The sequence below is a fragment of the Amycolatopsis solani genome (assembly GCF_033441515.1).
Classification (GTDB): domain Bacteria; phylum Actinomycetota; class Actinomycetes; order Mycobacteriales; family Pseudonocardiaceae; genus Amycolatopsis; species Amycolatopsis solani.
On the sequence record NZ_JAWQJT010000001.1, the window covers coordinates 3,057,440 to 3,078,481 of the forward strand.

At 70.5% G+C, this 21,042-nt stretch carries 18 protein-coding genes; 11 read left to right on the forward strand and 7 right to left on the reverse strand.

Annotation, left to right across the window (positions count from 1 at the left end):
* Positions 1-20 precede the first annotated feature (20 nt).
* Complete coding sequence (locus tag SD460_RS15100; protein WP_290053573.1) at positions 21-5,291, forward strand: NACHT domain-containing protein; 5,271 nt, start codon at positions 21-23, stop codon at positions 5,289-5,291.
* Here the strand turns inward: SD460_RS15100 and SD460_RS15105 are convergent.
* A complete protein-coding gene (locus SD460_RS15105) occupies positions 5,223-6,188 on the reverse strand; it encodes a GlxA family transcriptional regulator (protein ID WP_290053575.1) in 966 nt (321 codons plus the stop codon). The two genes, SD460_RS15100 and SD460_RS15105, sit on opposite strands and share 69 nt — an antisense overlap.
* Positions 6,189-6,240: 52 nt before the next feature.
* On the opposite strand from SD460_RS15105, the gene SD460_RS15110 reads away from it, so the two are divergent.
* The 8 genes from SD460_RS15110 (at position 6,241) to SD460_RS15145 (ending at position 13,303) form a co-directional block, all read left to right on the forward strand.
* Entirely contained in the window at positions 6,241-6,621 is a 381-nt protein-coding gene (locus SD460_RS15110) for a cupin domain-containing protein (protein WP_438860577.1), read from the forward strand.
* A 10-nt stretch (positions 6,622-6,631) separates the two neighbouring features.
* Positions 6,632-7,201 (forward strand): GNAT family N-acetyltransferase, encoded by a 570-nt coding sequence (locus SD460_RS15115; protein WP_318306265.1) that lies wholly within the window; start codon positions 6,632-6,634, stop codon positions 7,199-7,201.
* A gap of 32 nt (positions 7,202-7,233) precedes the next feature.
* The gene (locus SD460_RS15120) at positions 7,234-7,737 is read left to right on the forward strand and encodes a winged helix-turn-helix transcriptional regulator (RefSeq protein ID WP_290059101.1); all 504 of its coding nucleotides are present in this window, start codon (positions 7,234-7,236) and stop codon (positions 7,735-7,737) included.
* Positions 7,738-7,806: 69 nt separating this feature from the next.
* Positions 7,807-8,298 carry an SRPBCC family protein gene (locus tag SD460_RS15125; RefSeq protein ID WP_290059100.1) on the forward strand — a complete coding sequence of 164 codons (492 nt, stop codon included), beginning with the start codon at positions 7,807-7,809 and terminating at the stop codon, positions 8,296-8,298.
* Positions 8,295-9,320, forward strand: coding sequence for an LLM class flavin-dependent oxidoreductase (locus SD460_RS15130; RefSeq protein ID WP_318306266.1), 1,026 nt, complete (start codon positions 8,295-8,297; stop codon positions 9,318-9,320). The genes SD460_RS15125 and SD460_RS15130 overlap by 4 nt, the downstream gene beginning before the upstream one ends.
* Complete coding sequence (locus SD460_RS15135) at positions 9,317-11,650, forward strand: molybdopterin-dependent oxidoreductase (RefSeq protein WP_290059098.1); 2,334 nt, start codon at positions 9,317-9,319, stop codon at positions 11,648-11,650. Before SD460_RS15130 ends, SD460_RS15135 begins: the two co-directional genes overlap by 4 nt.
* Positions 11,651-11,657: 7 nt before the next feature.
* Positions 11,658-12,203 (forward strand): dihydrofolate reductase family protein, encoded by a 546-nt coding sequence (locus SD460_RS15140; protein ID WP_290059097.1) that lies wholly within the window; start codon positions 11,658-11,660, stop codon positions 12,201-12,203.
* Complete coding sequence (locus SD460_RS15145; RefSeq protein ID WP_290059096.1) at positions 12,200-13,303, forward strand: epoxide hydrolase family protein; 1,104 nt, start codon at positions 12,200-12,202, stop codon at positions 13,301-13,303. The genes SD460_RS15140 and SD460_RS15145 overlap by 4 nt, the downstream gene beginning before the upstream one ends.
* Here the strand turns inward: SD460_RS15145 and SD460_RS15150 are convergent.
* Positions 13,300-14,826 (reverse strand): AMP-binding protein, encoded by a 1,527-nt coding sequence (locus SD460_RS15150; RefSeq protein ID WP_290059095.1) that lies wholly within the window; start codon positions 14,824-14,826, stop codon positions 13,300-13,302. The genes SD460_RS15145 and SD460_RS15150 overlap by 4 nt on opposite strands.
* 61 nt (positions 14,827-14,887) lie before the next feature.
* Here SD460_RS15150 and SD460_RS15155 point away from each other — a divergent pair, with 61 nt between their 5' ends.
* Positions 14,888-15,715, forward strand: coding sequence for a hypothetical protein (locus SD460_RS15155; RefSeq protein WP_290059094.1), 828 nt, complete (start codon positions 14,888-14,890; stop codon positions 15,713-15,715).
* A 4-nt stretch (positions 15,716-15,719) separates the two neighbouring features.
* Entirely contained in the window at positions 15,720-16,229 is a 510-nt protein-coding gene (locus SD460_RS15160; protein WP_318306267.1) for a nitroreductase/quinone reductase family protein, read from the forward strand.
* Here the strand turns inward: SD460_RS15160 and SD460_RS15165 are convergent, their stop codons facing one another.
* The 5 genes from SD460_RS15165 to SD460_RS15185 form a co-directional block, all read right to left on the reverse strand.
* Positions 16,230-17,078, reverse strand: a complete 849-nt coding sequence (locus SD460_RS15165; protein ID WP_290059093.1) for an LLM class F420-dependent oxidoreductase — start codon at positions 17,076-17,078, stop codon at positions 16,230-16,232. It abuts the gene before it with no gap.
* A 32-nt stretch (positions 17,079-17,110) separates the two neighbouring features.
* Positions 17,111-17,800 carry a TetR/AcrR family transcriptional regulator gene (locus tag SD460_RS15170; RefSeq protein ID WP_290059092.1) on the reverse strand — a complete coding sequence of 230 codons (690 nt, stop codon included), beginning with the start codon at positions 17,798-17,800 and terminating at the stop codon, positions 17,111-17,113.
* A gap of 138 nt (positions 17,801-17,938) precedes the next feature.
* On the reverse strand, positions 17,939-18,862 hold the full coding sequence (locus SD460_RS15175) for a phosphotransferase enzyme family protein (RefSeq protein WP_290059090.1): 924 nt from the start codon (positions 18,860-18,862) through the stop codon (positions 17,939-17,941).
* An 11-nt stretch (positions 18,863-18,873) separates the two neighbouring features.
* Entirely contained in the window at positions 18,874-20,055 is a 1,182-nt protein-coding gene (locus SD460_RS15180; RefSeq protein WP_290059088.1) for a pyridoxal phosphate-dependent aminotransferase, read from the reverse strand.
* Positions 20,056-20,088: 33 nt separating this feature from the next.
* Positions 20,089-20,985, reverse strand: a complete 897-nt coding sequence (locus SD460_RS15185) for a hypothetical protein (protein WP_318306268.1) — start codon at positions 20,983-20,985, stop codon at positions 20,089-20,091.
* Positions 20,986-21,042 lie beyond the last annotated feature (57 nt).

A 21,042-nucleotide genomic window follows, 5' to 3' on the forward strand; every position in this document is an offset into this window, starting at 1 on the left:
GCCCGGCAGGAGGAGGCTGCGTGGCAGAGGAAGACACGGCCAACGTGATCTCGGGCAAGGTCGACGGCACGGCGGTCCAGGTGGGGGCGGTGCACGGGAACATGTACGTGGGTGTCCCGCGCCCGGCGCCACCGGTGCCGGTCGACCCGCCTGCGGGGTGGGATGAGCTGCCGGAGCTGCCGCCGAAGATCGTTTCGCTGTTGCGGGCGCAGATCGAGAACGCGGAGATCATGCCGTACCGGCTGCGAGGCGCACGGCGCACCTCGTTGGCGACCGTGTACGTCCGCCAGGACGTGACGACCGGGTCCGAGCTCCAGCCTTCCGACCAAGCGCGGCCGCTTCCGGTGCTCGACAGCATGGGGCGGCTGATCGACGTCCCGGGCCGGCCGGTCGCGCGGGTGGCCGTGCGTCCACCGTCGAGGAGTGTGCGGGATGCGCTCGACGGCGCCGAACACATGCTGGTTACCGGCGGACCTGGCCAAGGGAAGTCCACGCTGTCGCTCCGGCTGGCCGCCGACGTGGCACGTCAGTGGCAGAAATTCGACTCACCACCGTTGGGTGAGCCTGTCATCCCGCTGCGACTGACTGCGCGGGAGCTGGCGGCCAGACTCGAACTGCCCTTCTTCGAGGCACTGGCGGAAACCGTCCGCGGTGAATACGGGGCGATGCTCGCCCAGCCACTCGGGCCGGACGACCTCACCGGGCGGGTAGGCGGCTGCCGGTGGTTGCTGCTGGTGGACGGCCTCGACGAGGTTGCCGACACCGCCGTCCGTGACCGGCTGGTCACGGTGCTCGCCGCCTGGGCTTCGGACGCCACCGCCGCCTACCGCGTCGTCCTCACCACCCGGCCGATCGAGGGGGCCACGCTGGCCCCCTTCCAGCGCATCGGGGCGGCGCGCTACGAATTGCTGCCGTTCGATGAAGAAGCGTTCCGCCTGTTCGCGGAGCACTGGTTCAGCGAGAACGCCGGCGAGGCGCAGAGGTTCGTGCGCCAGGTTCGTGACGCTCACCTGGACGAACTGGTCCGCGTCCCGTTGCTGGCCACGATCGCGGCGATCATCTTCGGGCAATACACCGATCGGCCGCTGCCGGACAACCAGTACGAGCTCTACGAAACGTATCTGGAATTCCTGCGGTCGGGTCATTCCGTACCGCCGGGACCGTTCGACGAATACTGTAGAAGATTGCTGGAACACCTCGGCCGAGTCCGGCTCGAAGAGGACACGTCCCTGATAACGGCGGCTTGCCGCTGGGTAGGTGCCCAGCTCCCCGAGCTGGGCACCGAGGCCGACTGGCGCGAACGACTCGTCGGTTACCTCGGTGCGGTCGGCCCCTTTCTCCTTCGCGGTGACGACCTCGGCTTCCTCCACCACAGCTTCGCCGAGCACCTCGCGGCCACCGCGAAGGCCCGGCTGCTGCCAGAGAGTTTCGCGCCGGCGCACCGTGACTTCGTCGAGCTGCTGCACGCGGCCGAGCCCAAAGAGCGCGGTCGCTACGCCAGGCGAGTTTTGCTGCACTACACGCGGCTGTATCCCGCGGAAGCGGACCGGCTGATCCGCCACCTCCACGAGGGGGGACCACAACAGCACCTGCTCGCCGCGCGCCTGCTGGCTTGGCACGCGCCGGCGGGCGCGGAAGTCGTGGGCGCATTCCTGGCTAAGGCGCGCGCGTGGGCCGCCACCGCCCAGTACCCGGGCGGCGAAATCCTCGCCGAGGTCAGCCGGGCCGCGCACCATCCCGGCTTGGTGGGCTGGCTGCAAGATCTCATGCGCGATAGCGGCGTCCCGTGGCCGTCGCGGGTCGAGGCCGCCGTGGCGCTGGCTACGCGGCTCGGCAATGACGCCCGCGCGGAGGCTGTGGAGACACTCCGGACGAGCGTCCGGGGCGTGGGTATCGACGTCCAGGCTCGTCTCGACGCCGCTGAAGCGCTCTCCCAATGCGGCGACGAGGAGCGCGAGGCTGCGGTTTTCGGGTTGGAGTCCGTTCTGAACAGCCCGGCGGCCACCGCGACCCAGCACGGAGATGCCGCGGTGGTCCTCGCCGGGTTGGGCCCGGAGCCGCGGGCCCGCGCGATCGAGAGTTTGACCGAGGTCATCGAGCACCCCTGCGCGACCGATCAGGATCTGGTCGCGGCCGCGGTCAGCTTGCTGGAGATCGACCTCAAGGGTCACGAACGGCGTGCGGCGGTGCTGCGGGCCGTGTTGCACCGACCGTCGTGGTCGACCAACGCGATCGAGGACGCCGCGCTCGGCCTGGCGTCGTTGGGGCGGGAACACCTGGCGGAGGCCGCGGCCGCGCTCGAACACCGCATCGCCGACTGCAGGCTCGACGGCGTCGACCGAGTGCACAGCGCACAGGTTCTGCTGCAGCTGGGTCCGCAACACCGGGCTCGGGCCGGCGAGCTGATTTCCGGATTGGCAACGAGCCCGGCCCGCGGCACCTTCGACCAGGCGTACCTCGGGTCGGTGCTCGCCGACTGTGGGCCTGAGTTCCGCGAGGCGGCGGTGGCCCTCATCCGGACGGAGCTGGATGATCCCGGCGCGTCGGCGGGATTCCTGCTCACGGCGGGGAGCAGGTTGATCGACCTGGGGCCCGACCACTGGCCGGATGCCGCGCGGGCGCTCACCCGCGCTGCCGCTCATCAGCTAGGACTCGACGGACTCGCGGTGAACGCCCTCAGGTACCTCGCCGCGCTGGGGGCGGACCACAAGGCATCGGCCGTGGCTGAGCTCCGCGCGCTGGTGAGCCGACCGGAATCCACGGTGGCAACGCAGTTCCGTGCGGCTTCCGAACTCTCCTCGCTCGGTACGGAATTCCACGCCGAAGCGATCGGCCGGCTGGTCGGCCTCACGCGCGCTTCGCTCCCGCTCAAGCTCCGGCTCGAGATTTGGCGGCAGCTCAAGCGCCTCGCCCCGGACCTCGACCAGAGTGCTTCCGCCGGGGTGATCGGCTTGCAACTCGGGGAGGAAGGCGGCGAGGCGTGGATTGAAGGTCTTCCGCTCTACCGCTGGGATGTCCCGGAGCCGGATGAGCTGGAGGAGTTGCTGGAAGCGGTGATCGGCGACCGCGAACTCAGCGGTCGGCAACGGTCCGACGCCGCGGTTCTCCTGACTTTGATGCACCACCGCTACCACCCGACGGCCGCGCGGGGGATCGTCGAGCTGCTCCGAGACGATGTCGCGGGTGACGGGGAGATCGGCCTCCTGGGGCGCCAAGCCAGTCACACCGGCGCCTGGTCGCGCCGTCTCGTGGCCGATGTTCTGCGCGACACTGCACTTTCGCCCGAGGTTCGTACCAGCAAGATCTGCGCAGCGGCGGAGGGGCTGGCCGCGCTGGACGCGTTGGACGACGACGTGCTTTCCGTGTTGAGGGAGATCGCCGCCGACTCTTCGGCGAGTGCGAAATCCCGGTGCGACGCGATGATCCTGCTGGCGAAGAACCGCGTCGTGGATGCTTCGGACGCGCTCCAGTTGATTCTCGAACTCCGGCCGAAGCTGGATAATTTCGTGTGGATCCGCCGCGTGCGGACGGCGGCCGAGTTCGCTGCGGATGTGCTGGACGGTCTGCGTGTGGTATTGCGTGACCGGGACACGAACTTCAGTCATCGGCAGCAAACCGCCATCCTCTTCGTAGAATTGGTCCGGTCTCCCGCTCCGGAAGCGATTGCTGAGTTGAGGTCGCAGGCGGATGATCCGTTCATTTCCTCCGGCTGGCGATCCAGTGCGACTGCCGAACTGGCGACGGCGGACTCCCGCAACGCGGCTGCGTCCGCCGCGGCCCTCCGCGTCACGATGGTGGACGATCGGCAGCCGGTCGACCAACGCAGCTATGCCGCTTATCAGCTCGCGACCATCGATCAATCGGCTGGAGAACATGCTCGTCGGACTTTGGCGCGACTGACTGGGGCGCCGGAGCTGACGCCGGAGGAACGCGGCGAAGCCTTGCGCTACCTCCACAGCTTCCGAGCGGATGTCCCGATTATCCGATCGAAGCTGGCGTTGGCGCACGATCCGGCAGCTGCTTCCGGGCAAGTGCGCGCCGGTGTGTTGCGCGATCTCACCGGGAAGGAACGCCGATCCGTCGGACGCGCGCTGGTGTCGGACTACCTCGTCTCGCCGCAGACATGGTCGGACTACGTCGACCGCTGGACCGACGGCGCGTTGGCTGGGGAAGTCGAGCGCGTCCTCCGTGATCGGCTCGCCAACCCGGAGTCGATGCCGGTCGACCGGATCAATGCGGCCGTGGCCTTGAGCAAAGTTTCGCCGGCGCTTGAGCCGGAAGCCGTCGCGGCTCTGGAGGAGCTGAGCCGTGGGCGTGTCGCCGCCAGTCGAGCACGGCGGGAGCTGGCGTTGCTGGATTGTCGCCGGCGTGGCTGTTTCGTCGCCGACGCGCGGGCCGTGCTGGCTGACGCGGGGCGATCCGGGCGTGATCGGGCCGAAGCCGGATTCGTCTTGTTCGCTCTCACGTCCGAGCTGCCAGGGCAGTGCCGGATGCACCTGGAGGACGTCTTGGCCGATCGACGGCTCGCCGGCCGGCTCCGGCTTCGCATCCTGTTCGAGTTGAGGCGCTTGGACGACGTTCGGTCGCTGCGCGACGACCAGCGCGAACCGCTCTCGCTGCGGTTGAACGCGGCGACGAGGATGGCCGCTTACAGCAGGGAAGACCGCGTCGTGGCCGCAGAGCTCTTTCACGCCGCCGCCACCGATCCTGACCGCCACCCGAACCTGCGCTGGTCGGCCGCCAAGGACCTCGCCGAGCGCGGGATTCGTGGACACGAACTCGGGACGGCTTTGCTGGCGTCGCAAATGCAGGACGAGGCGTTCCCGGTCGCCGCGAGGCGAGATGCTGCCGAACAGTTGGGAACGCTCAGGCCGGATTTGCGCGGCGACGTACTCAACGTGCTGCGCCGCCTCCGGGCAAAGGCAAGCCCGCTCGTCCGGGTACGGGTCTGGGAGGCGATCGGAAGCTTCGAGCCCGACGAAGGTGCGCGTGGGCTGCTTGGCATGGCACGGGACCAGAGCCTCGGGCCAGTGGTTCGCTGCCGCTGTGCCTGGGCTACCGCGGAGTTGCACCGCGACCATCGCGAAGCCGCCGCGATCGTGGCGCGCGAGATCGCGCACGACGAGCAGGCTCCGCGGCACGTCCGGGTCTCCGCCGCTCGGTTGCTGGCGCTCGTCAGCGAACTGTGCCGCCCCGAGGCGCGTGAGCTGATCGAGCGGTTGCTACGCAGCTGGGCCGAAGCGGCGGCGATACGCGCTCGGGCTCAACCCCGTGTGCCGCCGCAGTTGTAGGCGCAGGTTCGCCGCCGTTCCGAAGCCGCTGGACTCGGCCACTCGGTCCAGGCGCAGCTCGCCGCGCTCGATCAAGCGGCAGGCCAGTGAAACCCGCTCTGTCGTCAGCCACCCCAACGGCGTGGTGCCCAGCTCCGCCCGGAACTTCCGGTGCAACGTCGCCGGGCTGGTCGAAGCGCGAGCGGCGAGGTCGGTGACCGTCAGGGGCTGGTCCAGACGAGTCAACGCCCAAGCCAGCACCGGCGCCAACGAAGTGTCCGGCACCGCCGGCACCGGCCGTGCGATGAACTGCTGCTGTCCGCCGTCGCGGTGGCCCGTGAACACCAACCGGCGGCTGACCGCGTTGACCACCTCCGCGCCGTGGTCGCGGTGGATCAAGTGAAGGCCCAGATCCAGCGAAGCCGCACTGCCGGCCGCCGTCAGGATGGTGCCCTCGTCGATGAACAGGACGTCCGGCTCCCAGTGGACCGCCGGGAAGCGTGCGGCGAACTCCGGGGCCCACTGCCAGTGCGTTGTCGCGCGGTGGCCGTCCAGGACGCCGGCTTCGGCGAGGGCCAGGGCGCCTGTGCAGAAGCTGACCAATCGGGCGCCGCGAGCAGCCGCGCGGCGGATGGCCGTGATGATCGCGGGGTCGGTCGGGACGGTCGTGTTGGGGCGGGCCGGCACGATCAGCGTGTCCGCCGTCTCCGCCGCTTCGAGGCCGGCGACTCCTGACAACGTGAACATCCCCAGGTTCATCCGCACGTCCGGGGTCGCCGAGCAGAGGGTGAAGTCGTACCACGGGCGGTCCAGCTCCGGCCTCCGCAGGCCGAACAGCTCCGTCGTCACGCCCATCTCGAACGGGTTCGACTCCTCCGTCACGATCGCCACCACGCGGTGCGAGAATTCTTGCGGCATGTGCGATTCCTAGCACTCGCGCCCGGGAAACGCCAGGTCGAGCATGGGACGCATGAACCCGATCGACCTCAATGAAGTCCTCGCGAGCTTCGACGCCGCCTGGAGCCCGCGGATCGTCAGCCGCGTCAACGACTACGACATCCGGCTCGCGCGGTTCGATGGTGAGCACGTCTGGCACGTGCACACCGACACCGACGAGTTCTTCCTCGTGCTCGACGGGGAGATCGAGATCGGGGTGCGTGATCCGGAGGAACGCGTGGTGAACCTGGCCAAGGGGCAGGTCTTCGTCGTCCCGAAGGGCACTTTCCACAAGCCGTCGTCGAAGGGTGGGGCCAGTGTTCTGCTGGTCGAGCCGTCCGGGACGCTCACGGTCGGGGATGATCACGACGAGGTTCCCGACCACGTCGACGTCACCACCGGGCACCTGGTCTAGCTTCACGGAGATGCTGACCGTCGTACCCGTCGACCAGGTGGACTGGACCGACCTGCAGGCGATCTTCGGCGACCGCGGGGATCCCGCCCGGTGCCGGTGCCAGTACTTCAAGGACACACCCGCCGAGTGGCGGGCCGGGACTCCCGGTGAACGCGCTGAGCGGTTGCGGGAGCAGACCGCCGAGCGGGCTACCGGGATCGTCGCCTTCCTCGACGGGGAGCCCGCCGGGTGGTGCGCGGTCGAGCCGCGCACCACCTACCGGCGGCTGCTCAAGAGCCGCGTCGTCTGGGACGGGCGGGACGAGGACCCCGCGGACGACGGCGTCTGGGCCGTCACCTGCTTCGTCACCCGGAAGGGGTTCCGGCGGCGCGGGGTGAGCGCCGCGCTCGCCAAGGCCGCGGTGGACTTCGCGCGCGAGCGGGGTGCCCGGGCCGTCGAAGGGTACGCGATCGAGCCGGGGGAGAACGTCGCCTGGCCGGGTGAGCTGTTCGTCGGCACCCGCAAGACCTTCGCCGACGCCGGGTTCGAGGAAGTCAGCCGGCCGACCGCTCGGCGGGCGGTCATGCGGCTGACCTGCTGAGTCTCTCTGCGAAACGGCGTACTCTCGGCCGCATGAAACGCACATCGTTCGCGCAGTGGCCGTGCTCGATCGCGCGCACCATGGATCTGCTGGGGGACTGGTGGACGCCGCTGGTGCTGCGGGACGCCTTCTACGGCGTGCACCGCTTCGACGAGTTCCAGCAGGCGCTCGGCATCGCGCGCAACACCCTCGCCGACCGGCTCAAGCGGCTGGTCGAGGAGGGGCTGCTGGAGAAGGTCGCCTACCAGACCGAGCCGGTGCGCTACGACTACGTGCTCACCGAGAAGGGCCGGGACTTCTACCCGGTGCTGCTCGCGATGACCCGCTGGGGCGACAAGTGGCTCGCCACCGAGGCCGGCCCGCCGATCACCGTCCACCACCTCGCCTGCGGGCACGACACGCACGCCGAAATCGTCTGCGCGCAGTGCGGGGAGCCGATGACGCCGGACGAGACGCGGATGCGCCGTGGTCCCGGGTTCCCGCCACGGCTGGCGCAGCGCCCGGACGTCGAGGCGCGCTTCGCCCGGCAGGAGTGACGTTGACAGGCTGGGTCTATCTACGCAACTATCGTGGTCAGACGGCTCTGTGAGAGGGGTGCGACCACGATGGAGTGGACCGGCGCGAGGTACGCCGACCTGCCGACGGCCGAGGTCTCGACCTGGATCGACGCCGTGCCCGAGGACGTCTGGCCGGTCGTTTCGGACATCTCGCTGATGCCCGAGCTGAGCGCGGAGCTCCAGTCCGTCGAGTGGTGCGAGGCCGGCCGCAAGTTCGTCGGACGCAGCAAGCACGACGCCTTCGGCGAGTGGGAAACCACATCGTACGTCGTCGAGTGCGAAGCGCCGCGGGTGTTCTCGTGGGCCGTCGCCGATCCGGCCGAGCCGAGCGCGGTCTGGAAGTTCACCCTCGAGCCCGACGGCGGCGGCACCCGGCTGAGCCAGTGGGTGCGGATGGGGCCCGGGCGCTCCGGGCTGTCCTTCGCCATCGACCGGATGCCCGAAAAGGAACAGAAGATCGTCTTCGTCCGGCTGCGCGAGTTCGAAACGGCGATGACCGGGAACCTCGCCGCGATCAAGGACCGCGTGGAGAACCGGTGAAGACCGCGACGACCGTCGAATTCTCCGGAGACACGCGCGAGACGCTGGACTTCGTGCTGGAGGCGGAAAAGCTCGGCCTCGACGTCTGCTGGGTCGCCGAAGCCTGGGGCGCCGACGCGCCGTCCGCGCTCGGCTACCTCGCCGCGCGCACCGACCGGATCCGGCTCGGCTCCGGCATCATCCAGCTCGGCACGCGCACGCCGGTCGCGATCGCGCAGGCCGCGCTCACCCTCGCCGACCTGTCCGGCGGCCGGTTCGCGCTCGGTCTCGGCCCGTCCGGGCCGCAGGTCATCGAGGGGTTGCACGGCGTTCCGTTCGCGAAGCCGCTGACCCGGATGCGGGAGACCGTCGAGATCATCCGCCGGGCGTTCGCCGGCGAGAAGATCGCGTTCTCCGGCCGGGCGTTCGAGATCCCGCTGCCCGGTGAGGCCCGCCCGATGCGGCTGTCGACCGCGCCGAACCCGGACATCCCGATCTACCTCGCGACGCTGTCGCCGAAGCTGCTCGAGCTCACCGGCGAGGTCGCGGACGGCTGGCTCGGCACCAGCTTCGTCCCCGAAGGCGCCGACGCGTACTTCGGCCCGCTCGACGCCGGACTCGCGAAGGCCGGCCGGAAACGCTCGGACATCGACGTCTGCCAGGGCGCCGAAGTCGCCTTCGCCGCCAACGAAGACGAGCTGCGCACCCTGGTCGGCAGCCGCAAGAAGGAACTCGCCTTCAGCCTCGGCGGGATGGGCTCGGCCAGCACGAACTTCTACAACAACGCCTACAGCCGCCAGGGCTGGGCGGACGTCGCCGCCGAGGTCCGCGAGCGCTGGCAGGCCGGGGACCGCGACGGCGCCGCCGCGCTCGTCACCGACGAAATGGTGCTCGGCACGACGCTGATCGGCACCGAGGACATGGTGCGCGACCGGCTGCGCGTCTGGCGCGACACCGGTATCGACACGGTCCGGCTGTACCCGGCCGGCGAAACGCTCGAAGCGCGTCTCACGACGCTCGGCCGCGCACTGGAGCTGATGTGACCGGCGAATGGCAGCGCACCGCGTGCAGCCTCTGCTACCTCAACTGCGGCCTGGAAGTGCAGGTCGAGGGACGGAAGATCACCCGCGTCCGCGGGGACAAGGCGCACCCGCGCTCCGCCGGGTACCTCTGCCAGAAGGCGCAGCGCCTGACCTGGTACGGCGACCACGAAGACCGCTTGACGACGCCGCTGCGCCGTCGCCCGGACGGCACCCACGAGCCGATCGGCTGGGAGACCGCGCTCACCGAGATCGCCGCCAAGCTGCACGCGATCCGCGACGCCGACACCGCGGCCGGGCGGCCCGGCTCGTTCGCCTACGTCGGCGGGGGCGGCCAGGGCAACCACTCCGGCGGTGCGTACGGCGCTTCGCTGCTGAAGTGGATGAACTCGACGCGCCACTTCAACGCCCTTTCGCAGGAGAAGACCGGCGACTTCTGGGTCAACGGGCAGCTGTTCGGCTCGGCGCTGGTGCACACCGCGGAGGACGTCGAGCACTGCGACCTGCTGATCGTGCTGGGATGCAACCCGTGGCAGGCACACGGGTTCAGCAATGCGCGGCACGCGCTGAACACGCTCAAGAACGACCCGGCGCGCCGGATGATCGTGATCGACCCGCGGCGCACCGAAACCGCCGAGATGGCGGACCTGCACCTCCCGCTGCGGCCGGGCACCGACGCCTACCTGCTGGGCGCGATCCTGGCGCTGCTGCTCGAACGCGGTGGCGTGGACGAGACCTTCGTGGCGGAGCGCACCGAAGGCTTCGACGAGGTTGCCGCCGTGCTCGCGAAAGTGCCGGTGGACGCGTGGATCGCGCACGCCGAAGTGTCCCGTGTGGACGTCGAGCGCGCGGTCGAGCTGATCCTGGCGGCCGAGGCGATGACCGTGCGCGTCGAGCTGGGCATCCAGCAGGGGCGGCACTCGACGCTCAACAGCTACCTCGAAAAGCTGCTGTACCTGCTCACCGGGCACTTCGGGCGCCGCGGCACGAACAACCTGCACTCCTGGCTGCTGCCGCTGTGGGGGTCGGCGAGCGGAAAGCGTTCCGAGATCACCAGGTTCGAGTACATCGGCGGCCTGCTGCCGGCGAACACGCTCGCCGAAGAGATCCTCGCCGACCACCCGAACCACGTCCGCGCGCTCTGGGTGGAGTCGTCGAACCCCGCCAACACCTACGCGGGCACGCGGGAAGTCGAACGCGCCATCCGCGCCGCCGAGCTGTCCGTGGTCGTCGACGTCGCCTACACCGAAACGGCCGCGCTCGCGGACTACGTGCTGCCGGCGGCTTCCCAGCACGAAAAGTGGGAGTTCACGCTCTTCACGTTCGAATGGCCGACGAACTACTTCCAGCTGCGGCGCCCGTTGCTGGAGCCGGTGCCGGGCACGCTGGTCGAAGCCGAGATCTACACCCGGCTGTTCGACGCGCTCGGCGTGCTGCCGCCGTCCGACGTGCTGGCCGAGCTGGCCGCGGGGCCGCGTTCGGAGCTGCAGAACGGGATCGGCGCGCTGGTGCGGGCGATGCCCGAGCGCGCGGCGATCCTGCCGGTGCTGCTCTACCGGACGCTGGGGGCCTCGCTGCCCGACGGCGCCGCTTCGATCGCGCCGCTGTGGGCGGGGTGCCACCGCGCGGCGAAGACGATGACCGTGCCGGTGCAGCGTGCGCTGGGCAGCACGTCGACCGGTGCGCGGCTCGGCGAGGAGCTGTTCGAGCGGGTGCTGGCCGGTCCGACGCCGTTTTCCACGCACGAGCAGGAAGAAGTGTGGAGCCTGATGCGCCGCGAGCGCGTCCGGCTGGCGGTCCCGGAGCTGCTCGACTGGGTGACGGCGCTGGACCCGGCGGCGGAACGGCCCGATCCGGCATTCCCGTTTTCGCTGCTCAACGGGCAACGCCGGGCACACAACGCGAACCAGATCCTGCGTGACCCGCGCTGGCGGCGCACGGATCCGGACGGCGCGCTGCGGGCGCGTCCCGAGGAACTGGCGTCGATCGGGGCCTCGCCGGGGGACTGGGTGGCGGTCGTGACGGCGGCGGGTCGCGTCGTCGTCCGCGCCGAAACCGATCCCGGGCTGCGGCCGGGGCAGCTGGCCCTGCCGCACGGCTACGGCATGGCGCACCCGGTCGCCGACGGCGGCCGCGTGGTCAGCGGCCCGCGGATCAACCTGCTCACCGACGCGCTGGACCGCGACCCGATCGCGGGCACGCCGCACCACAAGGACGTCCCGGCGCGGCTGGAACCGGTGACCGACGAAGAACGGGCGCGGGCGGAAGCGGACAGCGTGCGGGTGCGTGCGACCGTCGCGAGTGGACGGTCGGGCCGGTTCACCGGTTTATAGTGGGCGCATGCGCAAGATCGTCGCCAGCCTGTTCATCTCGCTCGACGGCGTCGTCGAAGCGCCCGACAAGTGGTCGCTGCGGTATTGGAGTGACGAAATAGGCCAAGCGGTCGGCAGCGGGATGGCCGCGGCCGACGCAATGCTGCTCGGGCGCGTCACCTACGAAGGGTTCGCCGAGGCGTGGCCCGGGCGGACCGCCGAGGACGACGAAGGCGCCGAGTTCATGAACAGCGTGCGCAAGTACGTGCTGTCGTCGACGCTGACCGAGGTCACCTGGAACAACTCGACGCTGCTGACCGGCGATCCCGCCGAGGCGGTACGGGCGCTGAAAGCCGGGCCCGGCGGCGACATCATCACCAGCGGCAGCGCCACGGCGGTGCGCTGGCTGCTGGCGGAGGGACTGGTCGACGAGCTGAACCTGCTGCTGTACCCGATCGTCGTGGGCCGGGGGCGCCGGCTGTTCCCGGACGAAGGCACGTCGTTCCCGTTGGTGCTGGCGAAATCGGCCACGTTCTCCAACGGTGTCGTCCAGTTGACGTACGTGCCCGCGTGATCGCGCCGTTCCGGATCGAGGTACCCGAGGCCGACCTCGAGGACCTGCGGGCGCGGCTGCGCCGGACGCGCTGGCCCGAGGCGGGGCCGGACGACTGGAGCCAGGGCACGCCGCTGGCGTATCTGCGGCCGTTGTGCGAATACTGGGCCGAGTCGTACGACTGGCGGCGCGTGGAGGCGCGGTTCGCGCGGTTTCCGCAGTACCGCACGGAAATCGACGGCTTGGGCATCCACTTCCTGCACGTGCGTTCGGCTCGGGAAGACGCGCTGCCGCTGCTGCTGACGCACGGCTGGCCCGGGTCGTTCCTCGAGTTCGGGAAGGTGATCGAGCCGCTGGCGGAGGAGTTCCACCTGGTGATCCCGTCGCTGCCGGGCTACGGCTTCAGCGACAAGCCCGCGTCGCCGGGGTGGGGCATCGAACGGATCGCTTCGGCGTGGGCCACGCTGATGGCGCGGCTCGGCTACGCGCGGTACGGCGCCCAAGGCGGCGACTGGGGGACGTCGATCACGACGTCGCTGGCCCAGCAGGACGCCGAGCACCTGGCGGGCATCCACCTGAACCCGCCGATCGCGGCGCCGGACCCGGCGACGTTCGACGACCTGACCACCGCCGAGCGGGCGGCGCTCGACGCGCTGGCGCACGCGCAGCGCTGGGAGGACGGGTATTCGGTGCTGCAGTCGACGCGCCCCCAGACGATCGGCTACAGCCTGCTCGATTCGCCGGCGGGACTGTGCGGCTGGCTGGTGGAGAAGTTCCACGCCTGGTCCGATGGCTTCCCGTTCACGCGCGACGAGCTGCTGGACGACGTGACGCTGTACTGGCTCACCGGCACGGCGGCGTCGTCGGCGCGGCTGTACTGGGAAAGCATCCGGAAGGTGCAGGCGTGGTTCTCGGAGGCCACGTCCGACACGGTCGACGTGCCGGCGGGGTGCTCGATCTTCCCGAAAGAGATGCCCCGCCCTTCACGGCGATGGGCCGCCAAGCGGTACACCGACATCCGGCACTGGCACGAGCTCGACCGCGGCGGCCACTTCGCGGCGTACGAGCAGCCGGAGCTGTTCGCCGAGGAGGTGCGGACGTTCTTCCGGCTGGTCCGCTAGTTCACCTGACGGGACTGGCCTTGCCAGAACGGCTCCCGCAGCTTGAACTTCTGGATCTTCCCGGTCGCCGTCCGGGGCAGCTCGGCGAGGAACTCCACCCGCTTCGGGCACTTGTACCCCGCCAGGTACTCGCGGCAGTGCTTGATCAGGTCCTCGGCGGAAACCGGGGAGCCGTCCGTGACGACCAGTGCCGTCACCAGCTCGCCCCACTTCTGGTCCGGGATGCCGATCACGGCGGCCTCACGGACCGCCGGGTGGGAGTTCAGCGCGTCCTCCACCTCGATCGACGACACGTTCTCGCCGCCCGAGATGATCACGTCCTTCTTGCGGTCCGCGATCGTCAGGTAGCCCTCTTCGAAGGTCCCGCCGTCGCCCGTGTGGAACCAGTTGCCTTCCTGGACGCGCTCGGTTTCGGCCGGGTTCTCCCAGTAGCCGTCCAGGTTGTGGTTCGACCGCGCGAGCACCTCGCCGTCGGTGTCGACCTCGATCCGGACGCCCAGCGCCGGCGTGCCCGCGCGGCCCAGCAGGCGGGCCTGTTCGTGCGGGTCGAGGCCGGCCCATTCGCTGCGCATCCGGTTGACGGTCAGCAGCGGGGCCGTCTCCGTGAGGCCGTAGATCTGGATGAACTCCCAGCCCAGCTCGGCGCGCACTCGCTCGATCGTGCGCGTCGGCGGGGGTGCGCCGGCCACGACGATCCGGACGCGGTCGCGGCCCGGGATCTCGCCGTCCCAGGTCGCGGCGCCGTCCAGGGCCGCCGTGACCACCGCGGGGGCGGCGCACAGGATCGTCACGCCGTGCTCTTCGATCCGCCGCAGGATTTCGGTGCCGTCGACCTTGCGCAGCACGATGTGCCGCCCGCCGAGGCCGGTCACCGCGTACGGCATGCCCCAGCCGTTGCAGTGGAACATCGGCAGCGTGTGCAGCAGGACGTCGTTGTCGCTCAACGTCGTGTGCAGGCCGAACACCACCGCGTTCAGCCAGATGTTGCGGTGGGTGAGCTGGACGCCCTTGGGACGCGCGGTCGTGCCGGAGGTGTAGTTGACGGTCGCGGTGGCGGACTCGTCGCCGTCCCAGGGCTCGGGCGTGGCGTCGCCGCCCCAGATGGCGTCGTCGTCGCGGCCGAGGACGAACACGTGCTTCGCCGTGACCGTGTCGAGCAGGTGTTCCAGCTCCGGGTCGACGATCAGCACCTCGGCGCCGGAGTGCTCCACGATGTACTTGACCTCGGCCGGTGCCAGCCGGAAGTTCACCGGCACCAGGATCCGGCCCCAGCCGGACACGCCGAAGAACGACACCAGCAGCCGCGCGGCGTTGTGGGACACCATCGCGACGCGCCCGCCGGCCGGCACGCCCAGCGCGTCGAGGTGGGCGGCTTGCGCGCGGGCCCGGCGAGCCACTTCGCGGTAGGTCAGCGAACCCCAGCTCGGCGCGGGCTGGTCCGGCTCGTCGACCACCGCGACGCGGTCCGGGTACACCGTTTCCGCGCGGTCGAGGAAGTCCCGGACACCCAGATCGAAGAACATGCCCCCGATGATGACTCGTCGCAGGTGCTCGCACCAGTCCGATGTGGTTCGCTGGAGCACGATGGACCTGGACACGGTGGCCGGCGAGCTCTACGGGGGTGACCTCGCGGAGTTCGTCAGCGCGCGCAACGCGGCGGCGAAGGCGGCGAAGGCCGAAGGGAATGCCGAGCTCGCGAAGCAGATCCGTGAGCTGCGGAAGCCGACGACGGCCGCGGCGATCGTCAACCGGCTGGCGCGGGAAGACGACAGCCAGTTGCGGGAGCTGGCCGAGCTGGGCGACGAACTGCGCGACGCGCACACCCGCCTCGCCGGCGACGACCTGCGCGCGCTGACCCGGCAGCGAGGCGAGCTCGTCCGGCGGATCATGCGCGAGCTGCCGTCGATGAGCGACACCGTGTCCCGCGAGGTCGAGGCCACGCTGGAAGCCGTCGCGGCCGATCCGGACACGGCCGCGCTCGCCGTCGCCGGGCGGCTGACGTCGGTGGCGCACCAGGACACCGACCAGTGGTTCACCCTCGCCGCCACCGTCCCGCCCGCCACCGGGCAGCGCTCGAAGAAGCTGGTCGACCAGGCCGAACCGGCGAAGCCCAAGCGCGATCACCGCCGTGAGGAAGAGGAACGGGCGCGGGCCCGCGCCGAACGCGACCGCCTGCGCAAGGAGGCCGCGGAACTGGCGAAGGAGCGCGCGGTCGTCGAGCGCGACCTCGTCCGGACTCAGCGGGCGGCCGAGCAGGCGAGCGCGCGGGTCGAGGACCTGCGCACCCGCCTCGCCGAAGCCGAGGAACGCGCCGAGCGCGCGACGGCGGAGTTCGAGGAAGCCAAGGAAAAGTACGAACAGGCGGACTCCGCCGCCAACGAGGCGCAGAAAGCCGCCGACGCCGCGCGCTGATTCCGTGCTACTGTGCGGATGCGCCCCGGATGGGCCTACGCACGGAGGTAGTGGCTACTACAGCCCCCCTGAAGTCGACACGTTCTGCCTTGCCTGGCAGGAGTGTGCCCTCCGCGCGCCCGTCCCGTGTCGCTTCACGGCCTCCGGCGATCACTTTCCTCGCCGAAGGAGCACCTTGATCCACCTCACCACCACCGGCGCCCGCACGGGCCGGCCACACCGGGTTCCCCTGGGGGACTTGACGATCGACGGCCGCCTGGTCGTCATCGCTTCCGCGCTGGGGTCGCCGAAGGATCCCGACTGGTGCCACAACATCCGCCACAACCCTTTGGTCACCGTGGAAACCGGCGCGGAGACCTTCGAGGCGGCGGCCGGCTTCCCGCCGGACCGCGACGCGTTGTTCGCCGAAGTCGTCGCGCGGGAACCGGGGTTCGCGGAATACCAAGCGCGGACGACCCGCGTGCTGCCGGTGGTGGAGCTGCACCGGCTCGACAACGGGAATGAGCCCGGTTGATCAGAGCAGCACTTCGGCCAGTTGCCGCTGGTGCCGCGCTTCGACCTCGGGGGACGGGCCGAGCACCTGCACGGCCACGTGGTCGGCGCCGGCGTCCACATGGGACCGAAGTCCCTTCGCCACGGTTTCCGCTGAGCCGTGCAGGACCAGGTCGTCGATGAGGCGGTCGCTGCCACCTCCCGCGACGTCGGCCTCGGTGTAGCCGTGGCGCCGCAGGTTGTTCACGTAGTTCTGCAGCCCCAGGTAAGGGTTTTGGACGTACGGGCGGCCGATGGCGCGCGCGGCCACCGGGTCTTCGTCGACGACCACCTTGTGCTCGGGGGCGAGCAGCTTGCCCGCGCCGAGGACCGAGCGGGCGTGGCGCGTGTGCGCCACCGGTACGAGGTACGGGTGCGCGCCCGCGGTGCGTTCGGCGGCCAGCTTCAGCACGCGGTCGCCGAGTGCGGCGAGGATCCGGGCGTCCGCCGGGACGCCGGCCGCGTCGAGCCGGTCGAGGTAGTCGACGAGCTTCTCGTAGGGGCTGCGGTATCCGGTGACCGCCTCGGGGTGCCCGACGCCGATGCCCAGCAGCAAGCGCTTTCCGTAGCGGCCGGCGAGCCGGTGGTAGGACTCCGCGAGGGTCTCCGGCTCGTCGACCCACACGTTGACGATCGCCGTCGCCACGGTGATCCGCTCGGTCGACGCGAGCAGGTCTTCGACGAGGGCGAGGTCGCCGACCGAGTTCCGGCCGGTACCCAGCCAGACTGCGCCGTAGCCGAGCTCGTCCGCCGCGATCGCCTGCTCCTTGCGGGCCGCGTCGTCGCGGTGCGGGGCGAGGAACAGGCCGAACCGCTTCACTACACTTGTCATAGACGTGAATGTAGCAAATGTAACGCCGGGTGTCAGCCCGCGATCCGGTGCAGCCACTCCCGCAGCATCTGACGCTCGGTCGTCGTGAGCGCGTCGACGTCGTCGGCCAGTGCGGTCGACAAAGCGACCGCCAGGGCGCCGACGGACGTGCCGCCGGCCGGCTCCTCGGCCAGCAGCCCGGCCAGCACGGACTCCCTGACCTGCGCCGACATCGCCAGGTCGCGGCTGTCCTCCGGCTGGGCGATGAGGCTGAGCGTGACTCCGCTGTTGGCCGCCGCGAACTGCCTCGCGGCCTCCGTCGCCTCGACGCGCAGCCGGCCTTCGCGGGCCAGCGGCGTGAACAGGTCCAGCAGCATCGCTTCCGCGCTGGACGTCAGGTTGCACGGCACGCCCGGCTCGATCTGGCCGTAGAGCAGCACGTAGAACGCGGGGTGGGCCAGGCCGTACTCGACGTGCCGGTCCCAGCCCGCGCGGATCCGGTCCACCGGGTCGCCGCCGGCGTCCGGCGCCTGGACGTACTGCGTGAAGCCGTAGTTCACGACCGCGTCGAGCAGGCCCTGCTTGCTGCCGAAGTGGTGGTACAGCGTGGGAGCCTGGACGCCGGCGCGCTCGCAGATCGCCCGCGTCGACACCGGCCCGTCGCCGGCCTCGTGCAGGAGCTGACCGGCGGCCAGCAGCAATCGGTCGCGGGTACTGGTGGCGTTGCTCGATCGTCCAGCCATGTAGCAATTGTAACGCCACGCTGTAACGCGCAACTTTCCCTATGAAAGTGCCGCCCCCAAGGCCGCACTTTCACGTGAAAGTGCGGCTTTGGAAGGGGCGGGGGTGGAGCTTTCGTAGGGAAAGTTGCGCTTTGGGGGTCAGCGGAGGTGGAGCTGGACGCGGCGGAGGGCGGCGAACGCGGCCAGGACCAAGGGGTCGGTTGTGGCGGCGGCCGGGCGCACCGAGCGGTAGCCGTCCAGCAGGGCCTCCCGCAGCTCTTCCCGCTGCGGCAGGTGGCGGAGCTCGCCGAGGGTCACCGCGAGGTCGTAGGCGTAGTGCCCGAACCCGCAGTCGTCGAAGTCGATCGCGCGCACGCGGCCGCGGTGGAACAGGTAGTTCACCTGGCGCAGGTCGCCGTGCACCAGGCCGAACGCGTCGGCGCCGAAGCCCAGCTCGGCCCGCACCGCGCGGGCGCGCTCGACCGCGTCCCGGATCCGCTCGTCGCCCGACTGGGCGACCGCCCGCTCGACGACCGCGGCCGAGAAGCCGTCCACCTGCGTGCGGCCGAAGTCGGTGAGGTCGTCGACCCGGCCGCGGTCGAGGCCGTTCATCCGGGCGCCGTGCAGGTGCAGCCGCGCGGTGAACTCGCCGACCGCGTACAGCTGCGGCGCGCTGAGCCGCTCGTCGACGAACCGGCCCTCGACCCAGTGGCAGAGCACGCACGTGCGGGGTTCCGGCACCGCCGGGTCGGCGACCACGGTGACCAGGTCCCGCTCGCGCGTGGGCACCGGCAGCGGGACGACGAGGTCGGTTTCGCGGCGCAGCGCGGCGAGCCACGCCATTTCGGACCGCACCCGCGCGGGCCCCGGCCCGTCCGGGCGCTGCACCCGCAGGACGTACCGGTGGCCGTCCGCGCCGTCGACGCGGAACGCCGTGTTGAGCCCGTGCGCCAGCGGGGTCAGCCGGGCCACCGGCACGTCGTAAGCGGTCAACGCCGCTTCGGCGAGCCGGCGCAGGCGCCGCGTGCGGCCGGCGCGGTCGAGTTCGGCGAACGGCCGGGTGTTCGCCTGGAAGTCGGCCATCGCCCACGTGCTCAGCTGATCGACCGTTCCGGTTCGCGGGAGTGCGAGACGAGCTCGATCGTCGGCGTCGAGTGCCGCCCGCCGCCGAGCCGCTCGACCCCGCGCAGCCCTTCGACCAGCCGCTCGACTTCGGTGTCCGGCCGCACCCCGAAGCGCATGAACTGGCTGGTCATGCCGATCTTGTTGCCGCACTGGCGCACCAGCAGGTGGTGCTCGGCGAGCAGGTAGTCGCACAGCTCGGCGCCGTCGACCGAGCCGGGCAGCTTGACGAGCAGGAAGTTCGCCTGCGACGGGTAGACCGTCAGTTCCTGGAACTGGTTCAGCTGCGAATTCATCATGAACCGGTCGAGCGCGAGCTTCTTGAGGCTTTCCTCGTATTCCGCGCGGTGCTCGGCGAGCATGAAGATCACGGTTTCGGCGAGCGAGTTCAGGTTCCACTTCGGCAGCGCGGCCGACAGCTTGCGCGTCAGCGCCGGGTTCGACACCTGGTAACCGAAACGGATGCCGTGCAGCCCGAAGTTCTTGCCGAGGCTCTTCAGCACGATCACGTTGGGACGGACGACGGCTTCGGCGGCCACCGACGCGTTCATCTCCACCTCGACGAAGTCGATGAACGATTCGTCGATCACCACCAGGTCGAGGTCCTCGAGGGCGTCCATGAACCGGATGACTTCGCGGCGGGACAGGTAGCCGCCGTCGGGGTTGTTCGGGTTGCACAGCACCGCGACCCGGGAGCCGCGGCGCTTGATGAAGTCGATGTACTCGTCCACCCGGAGCTCGAAGTTGTTCGCTTCCTTGAGCACGAACATGTCGACGCGCTTGCCGGTCTCCAGCGGCTGGTCGGTCCAGCGGCCGAACGTCGGGATCGGCACCGCCACACTGGATCCGACCAGCAGCTGGTCGATCCAGGTGATCAGCTCGGTCGAGCCGTTGGCGAGCGAAATAGTCGACGGGTTGAGCCGCAGCACACTCGCCAGCTGTGCGGTGATCGCGCCGGAGTCGCTCGGGTAGAACTTGAGGATGGTGCGGAGGTTGCGCTCCAGCTCGCCGAACATCTCGTCGGTGGGGAAGTACGGGTTGCAGGGGATGCAGAAGTCCGCGAGGTCGTCGGCGAGCTGTCCCATCGCCCTGGCCACGGAGAAGAACGACGGACTGTGGGCCGCGCTCTGCTGGAAGAGGCCCCTGGTGGTCATGCCGTGCCGCACGCGTGTTCTCCGTCCGCCGCTTTACCGGCCCCTTGCCTTCCCATCGCGAACACGTACGAATCGGGAACCCGGTTCAACGCCGCTCAGCGCGTAGCCGCCGGTGCCGGCCAGCGCGAGCGCGGCCAGCGCGGAGAGGGCCAGCACCGGCAGCGGCGCGGCGAGCGGGTCGGTGCCGGTGAAGGACTCGACGCCGATGACGGCGGTCAGCACGGCGTCGGCGGCGACGGCGACCTCGACCACGAGCAGCCGGTGCGCCTCGGGCCAGCGGCTGAACCGCAGCAGCCAGGCCAGCGCGGGCAGCACGAGGATGGCGTGCATCGCGACCGCGTGCAACGGCTTGAGGGAACCCGCCGTCGTGTAGGCCAGCTGCGGGTCGCCGCCGCGCGCCGCCACGACTCCGCGGCCGATCATCACCGCGCCGGTGGCCAGCGCGACGAGCAGCACGACGAGACCGGCCCGGATGGCCAGGCGCAGGCTGGGCGCGGCCGGGCCCGGCTCGACCAGCGCGGCCGCGGTGAAGCCGATGACGGTCAGGACGAGCACCCCGCCGCCCGCGGCGAGCGTCATCGACACGGCGGTGTCGACCGGCGTCTCGAAGTTGAAGTGCGACGGCACCCCACGCCACGCCTGCACGCTGACCAGCAGCACTTCGACGACGCTCGCGACGGTGAACGCGCCGAGCAGTGCGGTGCGCCAGCGGGCGCGGACGGTGAGGAACGACGTCGCCCAGGCCACCGACGCCAGCGTCAGCCCGAACGACAGGCCGAACGTGACGGCCTTGCGCAGCGACAGCGGCCCCAGCCACGAGCCGCCGGTGGCGAGCAGCACGACCGCGTGCGCGAGGCCGCTGAGGAACAGCGCCGCGCCGACGGCGTAGGCGACGCGCTCGGCCGGCCGGATCCTCGTCTGTGCGTTCATGGTCCCGAGTGTCGCGCGGTGGCGCGGCCACCGCGTCGGCTCGGCGGCGACACCGCG

Coding starts and splice junctions, on each gene's coding strand:
- SD460_RS15105 (WP_290053575.1), bottom strand. CDS start 6,188: ATGCCGCAAGAATTCTCGCACCGCGTGGTGGCGATCGTGACGGAGGAG.
- SD460_RS15110 (WP_438860577.1), top strand. CDS start 6,241: ATGAACCCGATCGACCTCAATGAAGTCCTCGCGAGCTTCGACGCCGCC.
- SD460_RS15115 (WP_318306265.1), top strand. CDS start 6,632: ATGCTGACCGTCGTACCCGTCGACCAGGTGGACTGGACCGACCTGCAG.
- SD460_RS15120 (WP_290059101.1), top strand. CDS start 7,234: ATGAAACGCACATCGTTCGCGCAGTGGCCGTGCTCGATCGCGCGCACC.
- SD460_RS15125 (WP_290059100.1), top strand. CDS start 7,807: ATGGAGTGGACCGGCGCGAGGTACGCCGACCTGCCGACGGCCGAGGTC.
- SD460_RS15140 (WP_290059097.1), top strand. CDS start 11,658: ATGCGCAAGATCGTCGCCAGCCTGTTCATCTCGCTCGACGGCGTCGTC.
- SD460_RS15150 (WP_290059095.1), bottom strand. CDS start 14,826: ATGTTCTTCGATCTGGGTGTCCGGGACTTCCTCGACCGCGCGGAAACG.
- SD460_RS15155 (WP_290059094.1), top strand. CDS start 14,888: ATGGACCTGGACACGGTGGCCGGCGAGCTCTACGGGGGTGACCTCGCG.
- SD460_RS15165 (WP_290059093.1), bottom strand. CDS start 17,078: ATGACAAGTGTAGTGAAGCGGTTCGGCCTGTTCCTCGCCCCGCACCGC.
- SD460_RS15170 (WP_290059092.1), bottom strand. CDS start 17,800: ATGGCTGGACGATCGAGCAACGCCACCAGTACCCGCGACCGATTGCTG.
- SD460_RS15175 (WP_290059090.1), bottom strand. CDS start 18,862: ATGGCCGACTTCCAGGCGAACACCCGGCCGTTCGCCGAACTCGACCGC.
- SD460_RS15180 (WP_290059088.1), bottom strand. CDS start 20,055: ATGACCACCAGGGGCCTCTTCCAGCAGAGCGCGGCCCACAGTCCGTCG.
- SD460_RS15185 (WP_318306268.1), bottom strand. CDS start 20,985: ATGAACGCACAGACGAGGATCCGGCCGGCCGAGCGCGTCGCCTACGCC.